Annotated in this window: 21 protein-coding genes; 8 read left to right on the forward strand and 13 right to left on the reverse strand. The window is 73.7% G+C overall.

Features of this window, described 5'->3' with window-relative positions; all coding sequences use genetic code 11:
* Positions 1-30 precede the first annotated feature (30 nt).
* The 6 genes from gdhA to NP048_RS14860 form a co-directional block, all read right to left on the reverse strand.
* A complete protein-coding gene (gdhA, locus tag NP048_RS14835) occupies positions 31-1368 on the reverse strand; it encodes an NADP-specific glutamate dehydrogenase (protein WP_227576390.1) in 1338 nt (445 codons plus the stop codon).
* A gap of 214 nt (positions 1369-1582) precedes the next feature.
* The gene (locus tag NP048_RS14840; RefSeq protein ID WP_256769308.1) at positions 1583-3028 is read right to left on the reverse strand and encodes a glycoside hydrolase family 6 protein; all 1446 of its coding nucleotides are present in this window, start codon (positions 3026-3028) and stop codon (positions 1583-1585) included.
* 318 nt (positions 3029-3346) lie between these two features.
* Positions 3347-4750 (reverse strand): glycoside hydrolase family 6 protein, encoded by a 1404-nt coding sequence (locus NP048_RS14845; RefSeq protein ID WP_227576392.1) that lies wholly within the window; start codon positions 4748-4750, stop codon positions 3347-3349.
* A gap of 223 nt (positions 4751-4973) precedes the next feature.
* Positions 4974-6032 (reverse strand): ribosome small subunit-dependent GTPase A, encoded by a 1059-nt coding sequence (gene rsgA / locus NP048_RS14850; protein WP_227576393.1) that lies wholly within the window; start codon positions 6030-6032, stop codon positions 4974-4976.
* Positions 6033-6105: 73 nt separating this feature from the next.
* Entirely contained in the window at positions 6106-6912 is an 807-nt protein-coding gene (locus tag NP048_RS14855; protein WP_227576394.1) for a M15 family metallopeptidase, read from the reverse strand.
* Between the two features lie 34 nt (positions 6913-6946).
* On the reverse strand, positions 6947-8434 hold the full coding sequence (locus tag NP048_RS14860) for an RNB domain-containing ribonuclease (protein ID WP_227576395.1): 1488 nt from the start codon (positions 8432-8434) through the stop codon (positions 6947-6949).
* Positions 8435-8779: 345 nt separating this feature from the next.
* On the opposite strand from NP048_RS14860, the gene NP048_RS14865 reads away from it, so the two are divergent.
* Both NP048_RS14865 and NP048_RS14870 read left to right on the forward strand, forming a co-directional pair.
* On the forward strand, positions 8780-9340 hold the full coding sequence (locus NP048_RS14865; RefSeq protein ID WP_227576396.1) for an NADPH-dependent FMN reductase: 561 nt from the start codon (positions 8780-8782) through the stop codon (positions 9338-9340).
* A complete protein-coding gene (locus tag NP048_RS14870) occupies positions 9337-9879 on the forward strand; it encodes a flavin reductase family protein (protein WP_227576397.1) in 543 nt (180 codons plus the stop codon). The genes NP048_RS14865 and NP048_RS14870 overlap by 4 nt, the downstream gene beginning before the upstream one ends.
* Positions 9880-10080: 201 nt before the next feature.
* On the opposite strand, the gene purL is transcribed toward NP048_RS14870, so the two are convergent.
* Positions 10081-12480, reverse strand: a complete 2400-nt coding sequence (purL, locus tag NP048_RS14875; protein ID WP_227576398.1) for a phosphoribosylformylglycinamidine synthase subunit PurL — start codon at positions 12478-12480, stop codon at positions 10081-10083.
* 338 nt (positions 12481-12818) lie between these two features.
* On the opposite strand from purL, the gene NP048_RS14880 reads away from it, so the two are divergent.
* Complete coding sequence (locus tag NP048_RS14880) at positions 12819-13622, forward strand: hypothetical protein (RefSeq protein ID WP_227576399.1); 804 nt, start codon at positions 12819-12821, stop codon at positions 13620-13622.
* A 107-nt stretch (positions 13623-13729) separates the two neighbouring features.
* Here the strand turns inward: NP048_RS14880 and NP048_RS14885 are convergent, their stop codons facing one another.
* A complete protein-coding gene (locus tag NP048_RS14885; RefSeq protein WP_227576400.1) occupies positions 13730-14578 on the reverse strand; it encodes a DUF2599 domain-containing protein in 849 nt (282 codons plus the stop codon).
* A 112-nt stretch (positions 14579-14690) separates the two neighbouring features.
* On the opposite strand from NP048_RS14885, the gene NP048_RS14890 reads away from it, so the two are divergent.
* The 4 genes from NP048_RS14890 (at position 14691) to NP048_RS14905 (ending at position 16818) form a co-directional block, all read left to right on the forward strand.
* A complete protein-coding gene (locus NP048_RS14890) occupies positions 14691-14876 on the forward strand; it encodes a heme biosynthesis protein HemY (RefSeq protein WP_227576401.1) in 186 nt (61 codons plus the stop codon).
* 103 nt (positions 14877-14979) lie between these two features.
* Positions 14980-15804 carry an alpha/beta fold hydrolase gene (locus NP048_RS14895; protein WP_227576402.1) on the forward strand — a complete coding sequence of 275 codons (825 nt, stop codon included), beginning with the start codon at positions 14980-14982 and terminating at the stop codon, positions 15802-15804.
* On the forward strand, positions 15801-16148 hold the full coding sequence (locus NP048_RS14900; protein ID WP_227576403.1) for a pyrimidine dimer DNA glycosylase/endonuclease V: 348 nt from the start codon (positions 15801-15803) through the stop codon (positions 16146-16148). Before NP048_RS14895 ends, NP048_RS14900 begins: the two co-directional genes overlap by 4 nt.
* Before the next feature lie 13 nt (positions 16149-16161).
* On the forward strand, positions 16162-16818 hold the full coding sequence (locus NP048_RS14905) for an MBL fold metallo-hydrolase (protein WP_227576404.1): 657 nt from the start codon (positions 16162-16164) through the stop codon (positions 16816-16818).
* Between the two features lie 26 nt (positions 16819-16844).
* Here NP048_RS14905 and NP048_RS14910 read toward each other — a convergent pair whose 3' ends face one another.
* Both NP048_RS14910 and NP048_RS14915 read right to left on the reverse strand, forming a co-directional pair.
* Positions 16845-17276, reverse strand: a complete 432-nt coding sequence (locus tag NP048_RS14910) for an MmcQ/YjbR family DNA-binding protein (protein WP_227576405.1) — start codon at positions 17274-17276, stop codon at positions 16845-16847.
* A 75-nt stretch (positions 17277-17351) separates the two neighbouring features.
* Complete coding sequence (locus tag NP048_RS14915; protein ID WP_227576406.1) at positions 17352-17822, reverse strand: RidA family protein; 471 nt, start codon at positions 17820-17822, stop codon at positions 17352-17354.
* Between the two features lie 224 nt (positions 17823-18046).
* On the opposite strand from NP048_RS14915, the gene NP048_RS14920 reads away from it, so the two are divergent.
* Positions 18047-18910: an aldo/keto reductase gene (locus NP048_RS14920; protein WP_227576407.1), complete on the forward strand. Its 864-nt coding sequence runs from the start codon at positions 18047-18049 to the stop codon at positions 18908-18910.
* A 55-nt stretch (positions 18911-18965) separates the two neighbouring features.
* Here the strand turns inward: NP048_RS14920 and NP048_RS19400 are convergent, their stop codons facing one another.
* From NP048_RS19400 to NP048_RS14930, 3 genes are read right to left on the reverse strand one after another with little or no spacing between them, the layout of a single operon-like run.
* Complete coding sequence (locus tag NP048_RS19400; protein WP_431355882.1) at positions 18966-19316, reverse strand: immunity protein Imm33 domain-containing protein; 351 nt, start codon at positions 19314-19316, stop codon at positions 18966-18968.
* Between the two features lie 54 nt (positions 19317-19370).
* Complete coding sequence (locus NP048_RS14925) at positions 19371-20138, reverse strand: ABC transporter ATP-binding protein (protein ID WP_227576409.1); 768 nt, start codon at positions 20136-20138, stop codon at positions 19371-19373.
* Between the two features lie 10 nt (positions 20139-20148).
* Complete coding sequence (locus NP048_RS14930) at positions 20149-22560, reverse strand: ABC transporter permease (RefSeq protein WP_227576410.1); 2412 nt, start codon at positions 22558-22560, stop codon at positions 20149-20151.
* Between the last annotated feature and the right edge of the window lie 169 nt (positions 22561-22729).

Raw genomic sequence — 22729 nt, forward strand, 5'->3', positions numbered from 1 at the left:
CGCGTTCTCGGTTCCCGCGTCGGGGTGGGCTCAGACGACGCCCAGCGCGAGCATCGCGTCCGCGACCTTGGTGAAGCCGGTGATGTTGGCGCCCAGGACGTAGTTGCCCGGGTCGCCGTACTCCTCGGCCGTCTCGGCGCAGTTGTCGTGGATGCGCGCCATGATGCTGGCCAGCCGCTCCTCGGTGTGCTCGAACGACCAGGCGTCCCGGGACGCGTTCTGCTGCATCTCGAGCGCGGACGTCGCGACGCCGCCCGCGTTGGCCGCCTTGCCGGGCGCGTAGAGGACGCCGGCGGACTGCAGCAGTGCCACCGCCTCGGGCGTCAGCGGCATGTTCGCGCCCTCCGCGAGCGCGAGCAGACCCGACTCGACGAGTCGCTTGGCGTCGGTCTCGTCGAGCTCGTTCTGCGTGGCGCACGGCAGCGCGACCTGGGCGTCGACCTGCCACACGCGGGCGGCCGGGACGTAGTGGGCGCCGCCGCGACGCTTCGCGTACTCCGCCACGGGCAACCGCTCGACCTCCCGGACCTGCCGCAGGACCTCGAGGTCGATGCCCGCCTCGTCGACGACGTACCCGAGCGAGTCGGAGCACGCCACGACGTGCCCGCCGAGGGCCTGCGCCTTCTCGATCGCGTGGATCGCGACGTTCCCGGAGCCGGACACCGCGACGCGCATGCCGTCGAACGACAGGCCACGGGTCGCGAGCATGCGCTGGGCGAACAGGACGGTGCCGTAGCCGGTGGCCTCGGTCCGCACGAGCGAGCCACCCCACGTCACGCCCTTGCCGGTGATGACACCCGACTCGTAGCGGTTGGTGATGCGCTTGTACTGGCCGAACAGCCAGCCGATCTCGCGGCCGCCGACGCCGATGTCACCGGCGGGCACGTCCGTGTACTCGCCGATGTGGCGGTACAGCTCCGTCATGAACGACTGGCAGAACCGCATGACCTCACCGGCGGAACGGCCACGCGGGTCGAAGTCGGACCCGCCCTTGCCACCACCGATGGGCATGCCGGTCAGCGAGTTCTTGAAGACCTGCTCGAAGCCCAGGAACTTCACGATCCCCAGGTACACCGAGGGGTGGAACCGCAGGCCGCCCTTGTACGGGCCGAGGGCCGAGTTGAACTCGACGCGGAACCCGCGGTTGATGCGCACGTGGCCCGCGTCGTCGACCCACGGCACACGGAAGATGATCTGCCGCTCGGGCTCGCACAGGCGCTCGAGGACCGCCGCGTCGACGTACTGGGGGTTGCGCTCGAGCACGGGTCCCAGGCTCTCGAACACCTCGGTGACGGCCTGGTGGAACTCGCGCTCTCCGGGGTTGCGGGCGAGCACCTGTTCGAGGACACGCTCCAGCTGGACCTGCATGGGTCGGCTCCGCTCTGCTCAGCGAGGACGGGGGACGAAACTCCTTCGAGCGTAGGCCCGCCGTCAAAGTCCGAGGGAGGACGTCCGACCCGTGGTCAGCGCACGCCCCCCCGTGCGGGGACGACGAGGCCGCGAGCCCCCCGTCCGGGGTGCTCGCGGCCTCGTCCCTGCGGGCGGCGCCGGCACCGCTCAGGTGCGGCGCCTCACCACGTCCTCACCACCTGGCGTTGCGCGCCAGCTCCAGCGCCATCTCCTGCCACCAGGCACCGGCCGACGGGCCGCCGTTGCAGGCACCGTCCGACTCACCGGGCAGCTTGATCCACAGCAGTGCGTCCAGCCCGCTGCCGTCGTTCACCGTCGTGGGACGCTCACCGAGCGCACGCCCTCGCGGGTTGCACCACTCGGAGCCGGACGGGCCGTTGCCGTTGCGCGAGGTGTCGATGACGAACGTCTTGCCGCCCGTCAGTCGCGAGATCTCCTGGCCGTAGGCCTTGGTCTCCGCCGTGGTGCGGTAGTTCGACACGTTGAGGGAGAAGCCGACGGCGTCGGTGAAGCCGATCCGGTTGAGGCGGTTCGCGGCCTCGCTCGCCGACAGCCACGCCGAGTGGCCGGCGTCGATGTAGACCCGGGCACCCTTGGCGGTCAGCGACTTGGCGGCGTACTGCAGGAACCCGACCCGGTCGCCCTGGCCGGCGCAGTCCCCGAGCTGCGCGAGCGCGTCCGGCTCGAGCACGACCCACGGGTTGCCCTGGATGCCGGCGGCGACGGTGTCGATCCAGCGTGCGTACTCGGACTCACCGACGCCGCCGCCCGAGTGCGAGCCGCAGTCGCGGCCCGGGATGGCGTAGACGACGAGCAGCGCGGTCGAGCCCGCGGCCTGCGCGGCGGCGGTGATGTCCCGCACCTCCTGCTGGGCGTGCGAGGCGTCGTTCCAGTTGCCCACCCAGTAGGCCTGCGGCGTGAGCGCGATCTTCTCGAGCAACGCCTTGTCGTTGCCGCTCGCCGCCTGCCACGCGCGGTACGCCTGGTTGGTCGTGTCGACGTGGAAGGCCCCGGACGGGACCGGCGGCGGCTCCTCCGTGGGCTCGGGCGTCGGCTCCTGCGTCGGTTCCTGCGTGGGCTCCTGCGTCGGCTCCTGCGTCGGTTCCTGCGTGGGCTCCTGCGTCGGCTCCTGCGTGGGCTCCTGCGTCGGCTCCTGCGTGGGCTCGTGCGTCGGGCCGCCGACCTCACCGGTGCACAGGGTCCCGTTCAGCGTGAACGACCGCGGGGCGCCGTTGCTGCCGTTCCACGAGCCGTTGAAGCCGATCTGGACGCTCCGGTCCGTACCGAGCGACCCGTTCCACGGCATGTTGGTGACGGTGACCTGGGAGCCGGACGTCGAGTGGACGCCGTTCCACAGCTGCGAGATCCCCTGGCCGTCGGGGAACGTCCAGCGCAGGTCCCAGGACGACACCGGGTCGCCCAGGTTGGTGACGGTCACGCTGGCGCCGAAGCCGCCGGGCCACTGGCTGCTGACGGCGTAGTCGACGCGGCAGCCCGCGGCGGCCTGGGCCATGGTCGACGTCAGCGTGGTGATTCCTGCGGCCACGACCGCGCCTGCGGCGACGGCCGCGACGACCTTGCGCCGGGCGGCAGGGGCCACCGGTGTGCGGGGGGACATGAGCTCTCCTCGGGTCGGGGTCGGTCTGCGGCGCGTCGAGGCGCACGGCGCCGGCCGACGCGCCCGGGGAGGCGTCGGCGTCGACGCCGTCCCCGAACGACCCCTCGATCACACCCGGTCCCGCCCTGCCCTGGCGAGCGCCCCGGCGATCCCTAATCGATTTGTCACGGACGGGTACGACGAGGCCGCGGACACTCCCGGCGTCCCGGGGATGTCCGCGGCCTCGTCCTTCGGTGCGCGGGCGCGCCTCGTCAGCGTGCCCGCGCACCTGCGGCTGCGCGTGCCGCCACCGGCACGTCACCGCTCAGGCACCGTGTGTCACCACTTGGCGTTGCGCGCCAGCTCGAGGGCCATCGCCTGCCACCAGGCGCCGGCCGACGGGCCACCGTTGCACGTCCCGTCCGACTCCCCGGGACGCTTGATCCACAGCAGCGCGTCGAGCCCGCTGCCGTCGTTCACCTTCGTGGGACGCTCACCCAGCGCGCGACCGCTGGGGTTGCACCACTCGCTGCCCGTCGCACCGTTGCCGTTGCGCGAGGTGTCGATGACGAACTTCTTGCCGCCGGTCAGCTGGGAGATCTGCTGCCCGTAGGCCTTGGCCTCCGCGGTGGTCCGGTAGTTCGAGACGTTCAGCGAGAAGCCGACCGCGTCGCTGAACCCGATGCGGTTGAGGCGGTTCGCCGCCTCCGACGCCGAGAGCCACGCCGAGTTCCCCGCGTCGATGTAGACGCGGGCGCCCTTGGCGGTCAGCGACTTGGCCGCGTACTGCAGGAAGCCGACCCGGTCGCCCTGGCCGCTGCAGTCACCGAGCTGCGCGAGCGCGTCGGGCTCCAGGATCACCCACGGGTTGCCCTGGATGCCCGCCGCGACGGTGTCGACCCAGCGCGCGTACTCCGACGTCGAGACGCCGCCACCCGAGTAGTTGCCGCAGTCCCGGCCCGGGATCGCGTAGACGACGATCTGTGCCGTCTTGCCGGCGGCGCGGGCACGGCCCGTGTAGTCACGGACCTGCTCCGCCGTGGCCGAGGCGGTCGCCCAGTCGCCGATCCACAGCGCCTGGGGCGTCTGCGCGATCTTCGCCAGGAGCGCCTTGTCGTTGCCCGACGCGGCCTGCCACGCGGCGTACGCCGCGGTGTTCGGGTCGACGTAGAAGTCCCCGCTGGGCTGCGGGTTCTGCGTGGGCTGCTGCGTGGGCTGCTGCGTCGGCTGCTGCGTCGGCTGCTGCGTGGGCTGCTGCGTCGGCTGCTGGGTGGGCTGCTGGGTGGGCTGCTGCGTCGGGCCGGTGACCGAGCCCGTGCACGTCGTGCCGTTGAGCGTGAACGACGTCGGGGCGCCGTTGCTGCCGCTCCAGGAGCCGTTGAACCCGACCTGGATGGCACCGTTGGTGCCGACCGAGCCGTTCCACGGCGAGTTGGTGACCGTGATCTGCGAGCCGCTCGACGACACCTGGCCGTTCCACAGCGACTGGATGCTCTGGCCGTTGGGGAACGTCCAGCGCAGGTTCCACGACGACAGCGGGTCGCCGAGGTTGGTGACGGTGACCGACGCGCCGAAGCCGCCGGGCCACTGGTTGGTGACGGTGTAGTCCGCGCGGCAACCTGCGGCGGCGTTCGCCGCGGTGGAGGTGAGAGCGGTGACGCCGACGGCGACGACCGCGCTTGCGGCGAGCGCCGCGACGATCTTGCGTCCGACGGCGGGGGCCGCCTTCGTACGGGGGGGCATGGACTCTCCTCGGATCGGGTCGGCCATCGGCGCGCCGGGGCGACGGACGTCGGGCCGGCGCGCCCGGGGGAACGTGTCGCCTGCGACACCTCTCCCGAACGACCTGCTGATCACACCTGAGCACGGCGCGCCCTGGCGAGCGCAGGGGTGGTGCCTAATCGTTTTGTCGCGCGACAAATCCGCGTCGAAGCGCTTGCGACTGGAACCGGTCCCAGTCCAGCGGTCACGCGCGGGGCGAACCGGCTCCGCGCAGCCGCTGGTGGTACTCGCGCGTCACACGCTTCCAGCGAGCCCGCTCCTCGGCGGCGAGACGCGCGTCCGCGCGCCGAGCCGCGTACGCCGCCTCACGCGCGAGCTTGCGCCAGCTCGCCAGGCGGCGCTCGGGCAGGTCACCGCTCTCGATGGCCGCCCGCACGGCACACCCCGGCTCGGTCACGTGGGCGCAGTCCGAGAACCGGCAGCGTGCGGCCAGGGCGGTGACGTCGGCGAACGTCGCGTCCAGCGCCTCGGGCGCGGCGACCAGCCCCACCCCCCGCACCCCCGGGGTGTCCACGAGCACCGCCCCGCCCGGGAGCGGGACCAGCTGGCGGTGCGTCGTCGTGTGCCGCCCGCGGCCGTCCGCCCGCAGACCGTGCGTCGCCATAACCTCGCGCCCGGCCAGCTCGTTGACGAGGCTCGACTTGCCCGCGCCCGACGGACCGACCGCCACCAGGGCGACCCCCGGCGTCAGGAGCGCGCGCACCGGCCCCAGGCCCGTTCCGTCGACGACGCTCACGACGTGCATGTCGACCCCGATCGCGACCTGCGCGACCTCCGCGGCCATGCCGTCGGCGTCCGGGACCAGGTCGGCCTTGGTGAGCACGACGACGGGACGCGCGCCCGAGCGCCACGCGAGCGTCAGCAGCCGCTCGACGCGTCCGAGGTCGGGCTCCGGGTCGAGGTGCTCGACGACCAGCACGACGTCGACGTTCGCGGCCACCGCCTGCTCGAGCGACGTGCGCCCCGCCGAGTCCCGGACGACCGCGGTGCGTCGCGTGTGCAACGCCGTCGCACGCCACGCCCCGGTCGCGTCCACCTCCACGTCCACGACGTCGCCGACGGTCGGCGGCACGCGCGTGCCGTCGGGCAGCGGCAGCAGGCCGTCGCGTGGCAGCTCCGCGCGGTGCGCGGCGGCACCCAGGTCGTCGTCCGGGACGACCAGGAGCGCGCCGCGGTCCGCGCGCACGACGCGCACGCGCAGCGGCGTCCCGTCGTCGACGGGGGGTACGGCAGGCTCGGTCACGTCGTCGACGGTAGGTCGGACCGCTCGTGGACGCGACGGATTTCCGCCGCACCGCACGCCGCCCGCACGGGCCTCAGCCGGCGACGTACTCCGGCCCGCCGGGCACCCCGAGCGCCTCCTCGAGCGACCCGATCCCCTCCGCGCGCAGGTGCGCGGTCAGCTCACGCCCGACCCACCGCAGGTGCCAGCCCTCCGGGGCGTACCCCGTCACCGCGGAGTTCTGCTCCGTGTAGCGCACCACGAACCCGAACTCCCAGGCACGCTCGGCGAGCCACGCGCCCTCGGGCGTCCGGGTGAAGCACGTCTGCAGGTTGCACGACGGCTGGGACCCCGAGTCGACGTCGACGGCGAACCCCGTCTGGTGCTCCGAGAACCCGGGGCGCGCGGAGTAGCGCTCGGCGTGCGCGAACCCTCGCCGCGCCTCGACGGCGGCTCGCGCCCCCACCTGCTCGGTGTACGACCGGTACCCGCCGCGTACGACGACGCGCGCGCCGTCGGCCGCGGCCGCCTCGACCATCGCGCGCAGGTCGGGCTCGACGGCCGCGCGGACCCGCTCCCCGTCCACGTCGACCAGGTCCGCGGGCTCGTAGCCCTTGTCGATCGGGTGCTGCTTGTTGACGATCACCCACCGGCTGGTGGGGTCGCTCGTGGAGTGCTGCGCGAGGTCGAAGACCGGCTCGGCGGGTTCCGTGGTGCGCGGCGCCACCGTGGGGACCACGATCGCCTGCTCCCAGGGCACCTCCTCGGACAGCCCCTCGATGCGCGCGTCGTCACCGCCCCAGAGCACGGACCACAGGCCCGAGGCGACCACGCCGATGCCGACGACGAGCGCGACCACCACGACGGCGAGCGCGACGCTGCGCCACGACCGAGAGATCATGGACGCGATCGTAAGGGGAACCGGGACGAACCGGTCATCCGACCACGAATGTCACTCGCCGGTGCGGGACGGAGACCTCGTCCAGCCGAACGGTGAGGGAGCCGCCGAGCGGCAGCGCACCCCCCGACGTCACGGGGGCCACCACGGCAGGGTCCCGCAGCAGCAGCGCACCGCGCGTCCGCCCGTCGCGCGGCTCGTCCGCGTCGACCACGACACCCGTGAACGTCTCCCCGACGTGCGGCTCGAGCACGACGGCCTCGACGAGGTCGACGGCACCGCGGTCGAACGCCGAGACGCGCCGCCCCGTGCTCGTCATCGTGCCGGGCAGCGCGGGCAGCGCGTCGTGCACCCACGCGGGGACCTCACGGCCGGCGACCGCCGCCAGGCACACCTCGGTGCCGTACCGGTCGACCAGCCGGCGCAGCGGTGCCGTGACGTGCGCGTAGGGCGAGCGGATCGCGGCGTGCTCGGCGTCGTGGCCCGTCGGCACCGGCGCGTCGTCGGTGCCGAAGGAGCGGTAGCCGGCACCCCGGAACAGGGTGGTCGCCTCGCGGAGGAACGCCGCGTGCGGGCCCAGGTGGGAGTCGAGGCGCGCGAGCAGGTCCGGGTACGGGAGCGCGTCGGGCCAGTCGATGCCCAGCGCTGCGGCCGTGCGACGCAGGCGCGCGACGTCCCGGGGGTCCGCGGGCGGGAGCGTGCGCACGACTCCCGTACCGGCGTCGAGCATGAGCCGCGCCGCGACGATGCCGGTGAGCAGGGAGATCTGCGCGTTCCAGCCCTCGACGGGCAACGTCGCGCGGAAACGCAGGTCGTACGCGCCGTCGTCGCAGCGCACGACCTCCTGCTCCGGGACGTCGAGGGACGCGCCGCCGCGCGCGCGTTCCGCCGCCTGGCGCAGGGCGCCCACGGCGGCAAGGCCGCGCAGCAGGTCGTCGGCGGTACCGGCGTCGAGCCGTTCCTGGACCTGCGCGTAGGTCAGCTGCGCCCGGCTGCGGACGAGGGCACGCTCGACGTGCACGTCGACCGGCTCGCCGTCCGCGTCGAGGTCGATCGACCAGAGCACGGCCGGGCGGACCTGGTCGGCGAGCAGGCTGGCGGCACCCTCGGACAGCACGGTCGGGTGCAGCGGCACCCGACCGTCGGGGCTGTAGCACGTCATGCCGCGACGGTGCGTCTCGCCGTCCAGCGCCCCGCCGGGCACCACGAAGGCGGCGACGTCGGCGATCGCGTACCGCACGCGCCACCCGCTGCCACGACGCTCGACGTGGACCGCCTGGTCGAGGTCGGTCGAGCCCGCCGGGTCGATCGTCACGAAGGGCACGTCGGTGCGGTCCGCGCGCTCACCGGGGGCGTGCGGTGCGTCGGGCGCCCGCCGTGCGGCGCTCTCGGCCTCCGCGAGCGCGTCGGCGGGGTACGCCAGGGGCAGCGCCACCTCGGCGCGCAGGGCGTCGAGGCCGGCGGCCACCGCACGCGAGGTGGCGTCGTCGGACGGGGCGGGGAGACGCAGGGGGCGGCCGGGCACGGGACGACTGTAGGCGTCCGCCTGCTCGCTGCTCGACCGCGGCGCCGTGGCGTGCCGTCTCACCTGGCAAGAAAGCCGACTGTTCTTATCCCCTTTTGCCGGTCGCTCGCCTAGCCTGCCGACAGACGCAGGGACGACCCGGGGCACCTCCCGGGCGCGACGGGAGGCACGCGTGAGGACCACCGACACGCCCACCGGCCACCGATGTCCGGGCTCGCGTCACGGCCACGCGCCCGCCCGACCGGCGCCCACGGACCACCCGGAGCGTCACCTGCCCACCCGCCCGACGGGTCCGGCACGCGCTCCCCCGCCCTCCGCCCGCACGACCCGCCCAGGAGAACCGTCATGACCCGACCCGACCCCGCCCGTATCACCGCCGTCGTGGGCAACCCCCGCATCGGCTCGCGCACCCTCGGTGCCGCCGCGTCCCTCGCCGGGACGCTCGCTGCCCACCTCGACGCGACCGAGCCCACACTCGTGGACCTCGCGACCCTGGCGTCCGCGCTGCACGTGCGGCCCCGCTCGACCGACCTCGACGCCGCCCTCGCCGCCGCCGCCGGCGCCGACGTCCTCGTCGTCGCCACCCCGGTCCACAAGGCCTCGTTCACCGGGCTGCTGAAGTCCTTCCTCGACCTCTACGGCCTCGACGGCCTCGCGGGCGTGACCGCCGTGCCGCTCGTGGTCTCGGCCTCCGCCGCGCACGCGCTCGTCGGTGAGGTGCACCTGCGGCCCGTCCTCGTCGAGCTGGGGGCGACCGTCCCGACGCGCACGCTCAGCGTCCTCGACGCCGACCTCGTCGACCTCGGTCCCGTCGTCGACCGGTGGTGGCAGCGCGCCGAACGCCCGCTGCGACGTGCCGTGGGCGCGTCCTCCCGCGTCGAGGGCCTGCTGGAGGTGGCCCGATGAGCACCAGCACCCACGACCTGCGCCACCTCGAGCGGGCCCTGGCCGACCACGACGAGGCCCCGCTGTCGGCCGACGAGTACAAGCAGGTGTTCCGACGCCACGCCGCCGGCGTCGCCGTCGTCGCCCTGCGCGACGGTGACCGGCTCGTCGGCTTCACCGCCACGTCGGTGATCTCGGTGTCGGCGGTCCCGCCGCTGCTGGCGTTCTCGCTCGCGTCCGGCTCGTCCTCCTGGCCCGCGCTCTCCCGTGCGCAGACCGTCACCGTCTCGTTCCTCGCCGCTGGGCAGGAGGACGTGTCGACGCGGTTCGCGACCAGCGGGATCGACAGGTTCGCCGCCGGCGGCTGGACGGCGCTGCCGACCGGTGAGCCTGTCATCGACGGCGCGCAGGCCTGGCTCCGCGGCCGCATCGTGCAGCGCACCCCGGTGGGTGACAGCTACCTGGTCTCGGTGCGCGCGCTCGCGCACGGCGTCGCGGACGTCGACCCGCTGGTCTACCGCGACCGCGTCTACCACCGCCTGGCCGCAGCAACACCCTGACGCCGAGGTGACTGGATTGCCCTCTCACCACACAAGAGCAGGCGTGAGAGTGCAATCCAGTCACCCTCCCCGGGCGTGAGAGTGCAATCCAGTCACCCTCCCCGGGCGTGAGAGTGCAATCCAGTCACCCTCCCCGGGTGTGAGAGTGCAATCCAGCCACCTTCCCGTGCGCGAGAGGGCGATCCCGCTCTTCTGCGGGTGTCAGCCGAACAGGCGCGGGAGCGTCGCCTCCCACACCGCACGCGCCTCGGCGAGCGGCAGGGTGAACAGCCCGCGCACCTCGACCGCCGGGGCGTGCGTGTGGTCCGCGTCGTCGGCAGGGGTGCCGGCACCGGGCGTGCAGGTCTCCGCGGTCTCGCCCAGGCGCAGCGCCGGGACGCCGCGCGCGGTGCACAGGTCCTGCAGCCGCACCTCCTCCGAGCGCGGGACGGCCACGATCACGCGGGCCTGCGACTCGGAGAACAGCGCCTCGAACGGGGTCAACCCGTCGCGCTCGCACAGCGCGTCCAGGCTCACCTGCACGCCGATGCCGTAGCGCAGGCTCGACTCGACGAGCGCGAGCGCGAGCCCGCCCTCGGACAGGTCGTGCGCGGCGTCCACGAGCTCGTCCCGCGCTGCCGCGACGAGGACCTGCGCGAGGCGGCGCTCGGCGTCGAGGTCGACCTGCGGCGGCACGCCGCCGAGGTGGGAGTGCGCGACCTCGGCCCACGCGGAGCCGTCGAGCTCGGCGCGCGTCGTGCCCAGCAGGTAGACGGCCTGGCCCGGAGCGGTCCAGCCCGACGGCACGGCGTCCGCCACGTCGTCGAGGACGCCGAGCACGCCGACCACGGGCGTCGGGTGGATCGCCGAGTCGATCTGACCGGGCTCACCGGTGCCGTTGTAGAGCGAGACGTTGCCGCCCGTCACGGGCACCTCGAGGGTCCGGCACGCGTCGGCCAGGCCGCGGATGGCCTCGACGAGCTGCCACATGGTGTCGGGGTGCTCGGGGCTGCCGAAGTTGAGGCAGTCGGTGACGGCCAGCGGTCGCGCACCGACCGTCGCGACGTTGCGGTACGCCTCCGCGAGCGCGAGCTGCGCGCCGGTGTACGGGTCGAGCTTCGTGTAGCGGCCGTTCGCGTCGGTCGCCAGGGCGACGCCCAGACCCGTCGTCTCGTCGACGCGCACGACGCCGGAGTCGTCGGGCTGCGCGAGGGCCGTGTTGCCCTGCACGAAGCGGTCGTACTGGTCGGTGACCCACGCCGGCGACGCGAGGTTCGGGGACGCGAGCAGCTGCAGCAGGGTCGCCCGCAGGTCGTCCGCGCTCTCGGGCCGCGCGTAGCGTGCCGCGCCCTCGGGCGTGCTGACCGAGTCCGCGACCAGCGCGTCCTGCCAGGCCGGACGCGCGTACGGGCGGTCGTAGACCGGGCCGTCGTGCGCGACCGTCTTCGGGTCCACGTCGACGATGCGCTGGCCGAAGTGGTCGATGGTGAGGCGCCCGGTGCCGGTGACCTCGCCGATGACGGCCGTCTCGACGTCCCACTTCGCCGTGATCGCGAGGAACGCGTCGAGCTTCTCGGGGCTGACGACGGCCATCATGCGCTCCTGCGACTCCGACATGAGGATCTCGCCGGCCGTCAGGGTGGGGTCGCGCAGCAGGACGTTCTCCAGGTCGACGTGCATGCCGCCGTCACCGTTGGACGCGAGCTCGCTCGTGGCGCAGGAGATGCCCGCCGCGCCCAGGTCCTGGATGCCCTCGACGACGCGCGCGGCGTAGAGCTCGAGGCAGCACTCGATGAGCACCTTCTCCATGAACGGGTCGCCGACCTGCACCGACGGGCGCTTGGACGGCTTGGTGTCGTCGAACGTCTCCGACGCGAGGATCGACGCCCCGCCGATGCCGTCACCGCCCGTGCGCGCGCCGAACAGCACGACCTTGTTGCCGACGCCCGAGGCGTTGGCAAGGTGGATGTCCTCGTGCCGCAGCACGCCGAGGCACAGCGCGTTGACCAGCGGGTTGCCCTGGTAGCTGGCGTCGAACACCAGCTCGCCGCCGATGTTCGGAAGCCCGAGGGAGTTGCCGTAGCCGCCGACGCCCGCGACGACGCCGTGCACGACGCGCGCGGTGTCGGGGTGCGCGGGGTCGCCGAACCGCAGCTGGTCCATGACGGCCACCGGGCGCGCACCCATCGAGATGATGTCGCGCACGATGCCGCCGACGCCCGTCGCGGCACCCTGGTAGGGCTCGACGTACGACGGGTGGTTGTGGGACTCGACCTTGAACGTCACGGCCCAGCCGTCACCGATGTCGACGACGCCCGCGTTCTCCCCGATGCCGACGAGCAGGTGCTCACGCATCGCCGGCGTGGTCTTCTCGCCGAACTGCCGCAGATGGGTCTTCGAGGACTTGTAGGAGCAGTGCTCGGACCACATCACCGAGTACATCGCGAGCTCGGCGGCGGTGGGACGACGCTCGAGGATGTCGCGGATGCGCTGGTACTCGTCGACCTTGAGGCCGAGCTCGGCGTAGGGCTGGTCGAGGTCGGGCGTGGCCGCGGCGTGCTCGACGGTGTCGGACGCGTGCGGGGCGGACGGGACGTCGGGGCGCGCAGGTGCGGTGGTCATCGGTTCCCTCGATGGAGGCCGGGTCCTCAGGGGCGCTCGCCCGCGCAGGTTCCCGCGCCGCAGGTCGGCAGACGGCCACAGGGTACCGGCGCGGGCGCGACGCCCGGGCAGGTGTCCACCACCCGTCCGGTGGTGGTCCACCCGGGTGAATACGGCACCCGCGTGACCGCTGTGCCCGCACGACGAGTCCCCGCGGGGCCGGCGCAGCAGGACTCTCACGCCCTTCTCATCCCCTTCGTCCCATCTGCCCGATAACCTCCGACGTGCCAGGTCAGCGGGGCGGCGACGTCGCCGGACCCCGCCTGGCCGTCACGCCCTTCCCCGGAAGCCGAGGTCCGATGTCCGCCCGCCGCACCGCCGCGCTCGCGTCCGCCACCACCACCGCGCTGACCGCGCTGCTGCTCGTCGGCGCCGCGACCGCCGCGAGCGCGGGATCGGACGCCCCGCCGCCGTACCGCGTGACGGGGACCGCGCTCGAGCTCCCCGTGGGCGCGACGCTGCAGGTCCACGGGCATGTCAACGTCGTCTACACCTCGGCGCGCGGCACGGCCTCGCGCAACGTGCACATCGAGGGCCCCGGGACGCCCTTCGGTGACCTCGTCGGCACGTCCGTGCTCACCTGGGACCGCGCCGGCCTCCCGCCGGACGCGTGCATCACGTGGGTGCAGGTCAGCGGGTACGACGAGCACTACGGCGAGGGCGGCCAGGCGCCCGTCTGCCGCACGGGGACGCCGTCCGCGGCACCGGAGCCCGCCCCCTCGGACGGGGCGCCTGCCCTGCCGCCGGTCGCCCCGGCACCGATCGCGACCGCGCCGGCCGCGCCGCCGGTCGACGCCCCGGCCCCGGCAGCACCGGGCGAGCCCATCGCGTCCGCCCCGACGGAGGTGGCGCCCGCGCCCGCCGAGGCACCCGCAGCCCCGGCACCCGCGGTGCCGCCCGCGCCGGCGGAGCGCGCCGAGGTCCTCGCGGCCGACGCGCCGACCCCCGCGCCGTCACCGACGGCCGCAGGGGCGGTCGTCGAACGTTCCGAGGTCCTCGCCGCCACGGGCGCACGCACCGGCGCGATCGTCGGCGGCGCAGCGCTCGCCCTGGCCGCCGGGTCGGCCCTCGTCCTGTGGCGTCGCCGCCGCATGACCCCCTGACCACCCGCCGCCCGGTGGACGGCCGGGCGGAAAGGGAGCGTGAAGCGTTGTTGCCGCATCCCGGCAGCAACGCTTCACGCTTTCCCGGGCACCGCGCGCCGCCGGACTCAGCGGTCCGCGTCGGTGGGGTTGCAGCGCGTGAGGAGCATGGTCGACGTCGGGACCTCGGGACGCCAGGGCTCGATGTTCCACGACGCCTTCTCCGGCGCACCGAGGACGTGGCACCAGAGCTGCGCCTGCATCGAGGCGGACCCGGACTCCGGCTCGGCGAGCGCGAGCTCGGACACGAGCGCGTGCTGCGCGGCCAGGCTGCCGCGGCGGACCCAGTCCGCCGGGACCACGAGGAGCGACCGGCCGCCGTCCGCGTCACCCCACGTCGCTGACTCGAGCGCCGCGAGCCCGACGACGAACGTCACCGAGCTCGTCGGTGCGTCGAGCGCGAGCACGTCACCGACGGGGCGCCAGGTCCCGCGCGCGCCGTCGGTGCCGGCCGGGGCCGCGAGCGCGGCGACGACCGCCCCGGCCTCGTCGTGCAGCGTGACGGACCCGTCGCCCTGCACCTCGCTCCGGCCGCCGCGCGGTGGCGCGACCCAACCGAGCGTGCCGGACGGGCCGGCGGCCGTCGCAGGCGTCGTGACCGTCGTGACCGTCGAGCCGTCCATGCTGTCCTCGACCTGCACGTGCGTCCCGTCGGCGGGGAGCAGCGAGCCCACGTCGCGACCGAGGGCGGCCGGTCCACCGAGCAGCATCCCGGAGTCGCGGACGGGCCCGCTCCCGGGCGCCGCGGCGTCCGGCGTGCCGGTGTCCCCCGTCGACGCGTCCGTCGACGCGTCCGTCGCCGCGAGCGAGGCGCGCGGCGACGCGGCCGGGCCGGGCAGGCTGCGCCCCGGTCCGCAGCCGGCGACGAGCACGACGACGGCCGTCACGACGACGACGCCTCGCACCGACTGCCTCACGGCGCGACGGTAGCCGCTCGGCGGCCCGGGGCACGACGCAGGCGGGAGCAGATGCATGGACACCCATCCGCCCGGGTGGGACATTTGCCTGCACCCGACGAAGGGACGCGCCATGTCCGCCACCGCCCCCCGGCCGCAGCCCCACCCCGAGCCCCGGGCCGAGCCCGCCCCCGACTTCCGGCGGCTGCCCGAGCCCATCGCGCTCGAGGACACCATCGCGACCCAGGACGTGCGCGACGTGCCGGACCCCGACGGCGGCCGGGACCCGAACCACGACTGGATGATCCGGCACGCCTGATCCCGACGGCGCCTGATCCCGACGGCGCCGGTCCCGACGGTGACGGCCCCGACCGGGCCGGTCCCCGCTCGCGACCGCGCCCCCCGCGTGCTGTGCTGCGGGAGTGGACGGGTTCTCGCGTGACGGCCTGCGGTTCGACGTGCGCGACGACGGCCCGCGCGACGACGCCCCCGTCGCGGTGCTGCTGCACGGGTTCCCGCAGGACGCCTCCGCATACGACGCGGTCGTGCCGCTGCTGACCGAGGCCGGCGTGCGGACGCTCGTCCCGGACCAGCGCGGGTACAGCCCGGGCGCCCGTCCGGCGGGGCTGCGCGCGTACGCCGTGCCGGAGCTCGTCGACGACGTCGTGGCGCTGCTCGACGCGGCCGGGGTGGACGCCGCGCACGTCGTCGGTCACGACTGGGGTGGCGCCGTCGCGTGGGCGCTCGCCGCACGCCGGCCGGACCGCGTCGCGTCGTTGACCGCCCTGGGGACGCCCCACCCCGCCGCGCTGCGCAGGGGGCTGCCGCGCGGGCAGATCGCGCGGTCCTGGTACGTCGGCGCGTTCCAGGTGCCGCGGCTGCCCGAGCGCGCGCTGCTGGCACGCGACGGGTCCCGCCTGCGACGCGCCCTGGTCGGCACAGGCCTGGCACCGCACCGCGCCGAGTACTACGTCGCCCGCATGTCCGCCCCCGGCGCGCTGACCGCGGCCCTCGCCTGGTACCGGGCGCTCGGTGTGCCACGCACCGGCGGCACCGGGCAGGTCGGCGTCCCGACGACGTACGTCTCGGCCCGTCGCGACCCGTTCTTCGCGCCCGCGTCCGTCGAGGCGACGGGTGACCACGTCGACGCGCCGTTCCTGCACGTCGACCTCGACGCCGACCACTGGCTGCCGGAGCACCGGCCGGCGGACGTCGCCGCAGCGGTCCTCGGGCAGGTGCGTGGGTGAGGCTGTGGTCGCTGCACCCCGCGCTGCTCGACCGGCAGGGGCTGACGGCGTGCTGGCGTGACGTCCCCGAGGGTGAGCGGACGCGCACCGCGCCTCGGGTCGCCGTGACCGACGGGCAGCTCGCCCTCGAGTGGCGGCACCTGCTGGGCAAGCTCGCGGTCCGCTCCCCCGAGCGGTACGCGGTCGTCGGGGACTCCGGGAGTGCGGTGCCGCACCCGCTGTTCGTCGTCGTGCCGGGTGGAGTCGAGGAGTGGGAGCGGGCGACCGATCCGTCGGCCGACGTAGCGCCGACGGTCGACGCACGGCACGCTCAGGAGGCCGGCACCCCGCACCTCGACACCTGAAGGGCACCACTCGATGACGACCATGACCTTCCTCGGGCACTCGTGCGTCCGCCTCGACCGCGACGGGCAGTCCCTCGTGATCGACCCGGGGAGCTTCAGCGCACCCGACGCGCTCGACGGCGCGACGGGCGTGCTCATCACGCACGAGCACGCCGACCACGTCGACCCCGGGCCGCTGCAGTCCGCCCTGGCGTCCGTGCCGGGTCTGGAGGTGTGGGGGCCTGCGACGGTCGTCGAGCTGCTGACGAAGGGCGGGGCGGACGCCGCCCGGTTGCACGGCCTCGCGCCCGGGGACACGGCGGACGTCGTCGGGTTCTCGGTGACGGCGCTCGGCGGGCAGCACGCCGTCATCCACCCCGACATCCCGCGCATCCACAACCTCGCCTACCTGGTCGACGGCTCCCTGCTGCACCCGGGCGACTCCTTCACCGCCGCCCCGGCCGACGCGACCGTCGAGGTGCTGCTGCTGCCGGCCGCCGCGCCGTGGCTGAAGATCTCCGAGGCCGTCGACTACGCCCGCTCGGTGGGTGCACGGACGGTCGTGCCCATCCACACCGGGATCTACAACGACAACGGCATCGGGCTGGTCGACCGCGTGCTCGGCGGGCTCGTCGGCGACGCGTACCGGCGCGTGGCTCCCGGGGAGACGCTCGACGTCACCGGCGGCTGAGCGGCGACCGTCCTCGCCGCCCGGGGTCAGGACGGGGCGGCGTCCCCCTCGTGCGCGATGCGGGCCTCGTCGAGCGCGCGCTGCGCCCGCTTCGGGGCCCGGCGCCGCCACGCGGCCTCGAGCAGCTCGGCCGCGTGGTCCCAGTCCGGGTCGCTCGCGGGGTCGACGAGCATCCCGACCCAGCCCTGCGCGCCGTCGTACGGGGGGACGAAGAAGCGCAGCGGGTCGGCCGCGACCAGCTCGCGCTGCTCGTCCCGCGTCGTGCCCACGCGCAGTGCGAGGCGACCGTCGTCGTGGTGGTCGACCGTGAGCCACGCGAACCGCCGGCCCCCGAGGACGACGGCGGTGTGACCGTGCTCGCTCGGCGGCTGCACCGTGACCTCGGGCAGCCCGGCGGCGAGCTCGACGAGGCGCTGGCGAGCGCGCTCCGCGTCGGACTCGGTCCACGACGTGCCCATGGGGCGACGCTAGCGACCGGGGGCACCCGCCACCAGAGGCCACCAGTGGCGTGTGCCGAGGACCGGTCCGAAGGCTCACGGGCACGGCTGGTCGCGGACCTCGAACAGGCACTCGACGATGATCGGCAACCCGCCCCGCAGGGAGACGGCACCCAGCACCGACCGGGTGTGGATGCCGGCGTCGCCGAACACGTCGACGAACAGCGTCGACAGCCCGTCGAGCGCCAGGTGGTGCTCGGCGTAGTCCTCGGTCGCGTTGACGAAGCCCTGGACGCGCACGACCCGCGCCACCTCGTCCAGCGAGCCGAGGAAGTCCCGGACCGTCGCGAGCACCTCCAGGCCGGCGGACCGTGCGAGTCGAGCGCCGTCGGCCGTCGTCAGCTCGCGGCCCAGCCTCCCCGCGGTGACGGGCGCGCCCGGGCCCTTGCCGGACACGAACAGCAGCGCACCGACCTGCACGCAGCTCGCGTACGCCGCCTGCGGGGAGCCCGCGGGTGGCAGGTCGATGCCCAGCTCGGACAGGCGCTGCTCGGCGGACCACGGCATGCTGCGGCTCCTCACGGGTCGTACGTCGGCGGGCGAGGCGGCAGCGCCGACACGTCGACCACTCGTGCTGGTCCGCACCGCCGCACGGCGACGTGCCGCGACGCTACCGCCCAACCGGTGCCGGCCGCCCTCGACGAGGAGGCCCCGGACGCGGTCGCACCGCAGAGGGTCGCACCTCGGCGCGTCGAGGTGCGGGGTGGTGGCCGGTCACGTCTGATGGGGGCATGCAGACACGACACATCGCCGACGTCGCCGTCAGCGCCATCGGCCTCGGCGGCATGCCCATGTCCATCGAGGGCCGCCCCGACCGTGAGCGCTCGATCACCACGATCCACGCCGCGCTCGACGCGGGTGTCACCCTGATCGACACCGCGGACGCGTACCACCTGCACGCCGACGAGGTGGGCCACAACGAGGAGCTCGTCGCGGAGGCGCTGCGCACCTGGCACGGCGACTCCTCCGCCGTGCTCGTCGCGACCAAGGGCGGCCACCTGCGCCCGGGTGACGGGTCCTGGACGCTGAACGGCCGGCCCGAGTACCTGAAGCAGGCGGCGCAGGAGTCGGCCCGTCGGCTCGGCGTCGAGGCGATCGGGCTCTACCAGTTCCACCGCCCGGACCCCGACGTGCCGTACGAGGAGTCGGTCGGGGCGCTCGCCGAGCTGCTCGCCGCGGGCACGATCCGCCTCGCCGGGATCTCGAACGCGAACCCGGATCAGATCCGGCTCGCGCAGGAGGTGCTGGGCGGGCGTCTGGCGTCGGTGCAGAACCAGTACTCCCCGGCGTTCCGCACGTCCCAGCCGGAGCTGGACCTGTGCGCCGAGCTCGGCATCGCCTTCCTGCCGTGGAGCCCGCTCGGCGGGATCGCACGGGCCGGCGAGCTGGGTGACCGGTTCGCGCCGTTCGCCGAGGTCGCGCAGGCGCGCGGCGTCAGCCCGCAGCAGGTCGCGCTCGCGTGGGAGCTCGCGCAGGCCGACGTCGTCATCCCGATCCCCGGCGCATCCCGGCCCGCGTCGATCCAGGACTCGGTCCTCGCGGTCGACCTCGAGCTGACCGCCGAGGAACTCGACCGCCTCACCGGGACGGCGTGACCCCACGGGCACCCACGGCGCCGGTCACTCGCGCCTACGACGGCGCGACACGCTGCTACGGCGAGTCGCCGACCAGTGAGGCGTCGCACCACACGTCCTCGTGTCCCGGAGCGATGAGGAAGCGCCAGCCCGGCGGGAGCGCGAGGTAGGGCACCGTGAGCGCACACCACGTCACGAGGTGCTCGACGTGAAGTGGGACGAAGAAGTCGGGGTCCTCGGACAGCTCCTCCCCCGCCCACAGGAACCAGCCCGTGGTACCGAGCGCCGGCGGCAGCCGCAACCCGTTGACGGGTTGGATCCCCGATGCCAGGTTCCGAGCCGCGCCCACGGTCTGACCTGATTCGACCCCACGAGGCGGGGCACCGTACCGGCGAGCGACAGCGAGCTGTGCCGCACTGATGGTCATGGCGGGCCCAGCCGCTTCCTCATTGCGCGAGCGTACGCACTCGTCGTCGGGATGTCAGAAGCCCAGATTCCTGAGCCAGGCCTGGAGGTCGTCCTCGCGCTGCTGCGCCTGCTCCGCCTGCCACGGCCCGGCCTCGTGCGAGTCCACGAGCACGCCGTCGCGGAGGTAGATGACGCGCTCGCCGCGGGCGGCGACGGCCGGGTCGTGGGTGACCATGACGATCGTGGTCCCGCTGCGGTGCACGTCCGTGAGCGCATCCATGACCTCGGTGGACATGCTGCTGTTCAGCGCGCCCGTCGGCTCGTCCGCGAACAGGACGGACGGCTCGCCCGCGAGCGCCCGGCAGATGGAGGCCCGCTGCAGCTGACCGCCGGAGACCTGGGTCACGCCGTGGTCCTTGATGTGCGCGATCCCGAACCGGTCCATGAGCGCGTCCGCACGGGCGATCGCGGCGTTCTTGTTCTCCTTGGATGCCGCCTTCAGCGCGGGCAGGAGGATGTTGTCGCGCACGTCGAGGTTGCCGAGGAAGTGCGCCTGCTGGAATACGAAGCCCATCTGCGTGAGACGGACGTGCGCCATCTCGGCGTCGCGCAGGGACGTCAGCTCGCGCCCGTCCAGCAGCACCTTCCCGTCCGTGGGCCGGTCCATGCCGCTGATGCTGTAGAGCAGCGTCGACTTGCCCGAGCCCGATGCCCCCATGATGACGAGGAACTCCCCCGACCGCACGGACAGGTCGATCCCGCGGAGCACCTCGGTCGGCGGCTCGGTCGAGAAGTACGTCTTGGTGAGTGCCTGCGACTCGAGCGTCACGTTCTGGTTCATGAGTTCCCCATCATTCTCGGAGCCACTGACTCTTGTCGGCGCCCCGGATACCGGCGGTGAGCAGGACGACGCCGAGATACCCGGCACCTACGAGCAGCAGCGGGTACAGCGCGTACACGAGCCACGGGTCCGGGATGAACGTCAGGTCCGAGATGTTCATCTGGAGCGCGGCGAGCAGCCCGGTCGCCAGGGACTCCCCGCCCGTCGCGGCGAACACGAGCCCGAGCAGCGTCCCGGCGACCACCGTCACGAGCGTCTTGGTCCGGACCTGCCCGACGATCTCGCTCGCCGAGAACCCGATCGCGGTGAGCACGCCCATCTTCGACCGGTCCCGTGTGAGCCGGAGGTTGAGGAACAGGCTCGTGACGAGGAGCGCCACCCCGATCCCGAAGACCAGCGCGAGCCACGCCGCGCTCCGGAACGCATCGGTCGTCCCGGCGAAGGTCTGCTCCAGGTACTCCGCCATCGGGAAGACGACGGCGGTGGGGAACTGCTCCTCCAGCGCGCTCGCGATGACCACGGGGTCCTCGCCGTCGACCACGTTCGCGTAGAAGATGTACGCGGACGCGCCCTGCGTGATCTCGCCCCGCATCTTGGCCGTCTTCCCGCCGGCCGTGAGGTCCTGGTAGAGGCCGCTGACCTCGACCGCGGTCGAGGTGCCGTCGCGCTCCACGGTCATGGTGTCGCCGACGCCCACTCCGAGCTCGGAGGCGTTCAGGGCCGACAGCGCGATCTGCCCCTCCTCCGGTGCGCCGCCCTCCGTGAACCGGATCGTCTCGCCGGAGTAGTCACCGACCTCGACGGGCAGGCTCATCACGCCCTCCGCGCCCTCGGTCCGGTACTGCACGCTCGCGTAGGCCCGCAGGTCGGCGAGCCGCTCGTCGCCCTGGAGGGCGGTGGCCACCTCCTGACGCACGCTGTCGACCTCGTCCTGGAACTGCAGGTCGACACGCAGGTCGCGCTCGGGCGCACCCATGGAGGAGACGAACTGCGGGCTCTCGAACGTGCTGAGCAGGTTGGCCGGCACCGTGATCAGCACCGCCGTGAGGAAGAACACGACGGGCACGAGGACCCACTGCCGACCCTCGGCCCGCAGGTCCAGGAGGGCGAGGCGCCGGTCGAGGCTCGTGCCGGACGACGAGGCGAGGCCGGTCCGACGCACCCAGCGCGCCTGGCGCCTGGCGCGCCGGGCGGTCTGCTTCTCGTTCAGCGTGCTGCCGTGCACGAGGGCGTTGACGACCTCGATCTTCCGCACCTTGCGCAGCACCCTGCGGCAGATTGCGACGACGATCCCGAAGACTGCCGCCAGCGCGATCAACGGGACGAGGAACGTCCACGGCCCCACCTCGGCCGCGGCGTAGTTGGCCTGCAGGCTCTGCGTCAGGTAGCTCGTCGCGACGATCGCGAGGAGGCCACCCACGACGCAGGCGGCCAGCGTCATCGCGACGTACTTGGACAGGTACAGGCCGCAGATCGCGCGGTCGGGGATGCCGATCGCCTTCATGGCGCCGATCTCCTGGACCTCGTCCTCGAGCGTCCCCGTGATGACGAACCGCAGGTTGAGCAGCGCGACGACGACCAGCAGCAGGCTGACGAAGATCAGCGCCATCGCCGCCAGGCCGTCGCTGAACGTGTTGATGATCTGGATCTGCTGACCCGTGATCGCGGGGCCGTTCTTCGGCAGCGCCTCGTCGGCCTCGTACGCGCCCTGGAGGTCGTTCGCCAGCCCGCCGTCCGTCAGCCGGTACTCGACGATGACCTCGGGCAGACCCCCGGCCTGGCGGAGCTGCTCGAAGTCATCGTCGGAGACCAGGACGCGCGTGGCGCTGTTCAACGACGCCGCCATCTGGGCGTCCTTCACGACCCCCTGGACGTCCAGGACGATCGGACCCTCGTCGGTCACGACCGTGAGCGTGTCACCGGCCTGCAGGCCGAAGGCCTGCTGGTACTTGACCGGGACGTACACCTCGCCCTGCGCCGGCTCCGGGATGTCCCCGTTCTCGTCGACGAGGTAGTCGAACGCGTCGTTCTGCGTCACGAAGAGGTTGTCGAACCGGCTCGAGCTCATGGACCCGGACTCGCCCGTGGCCGGGCGGTCCCAGCTCAGCGCGTTGCTCTCGTAGCCGACCATCTCGGTGACGAGCCACGCGTCGATCTCGTCGTGGTCGGCGGCGAACGCCTCCAGCGCCGAGCGGTCGTACTCGCCCTTGTGCATCTGCAGGAAGTGCGGGGGCTGCGCCTGCGCGAAGAGGCCGCCGACCGAACCCGCGAGCCGCTCGATCACCATGGACCCCGTCGCCATGAGGAAGGCACTCAGGATCAGGATGGCGATCAGGGCGCTGTTGACGGCCTTGTTCCTGACCAGGCCGTTGTACGCATGGCGCAGGTACAGGCGGTCTGTGGCCTTCGCTGGGTTCCTCACGTCAGGTTCCGGACTCCTGTGACCTGCAGTGACCTCGAGGTGAGCAGGAGGTGGACCGCGATCGCGGGTGCACCGCGGGTGCACCGGCCCCGTGGGGGCGAGAGGCGCCGCAGGCAGCGCGACGCAGGGTGCAGGACGGCGTGCTGGACGTGTTCCGGGCCACAGGGCG

Source organism: Cellulomonas xiejunii (assembly GCF_024508315.1).
Classification (GTDB): Bacteria; Actinomycetota; Actinomycetes; order Actinomycetales; family Cellulomonadaceae; genus Cellulomonas; species Cellulomonas xiejunii.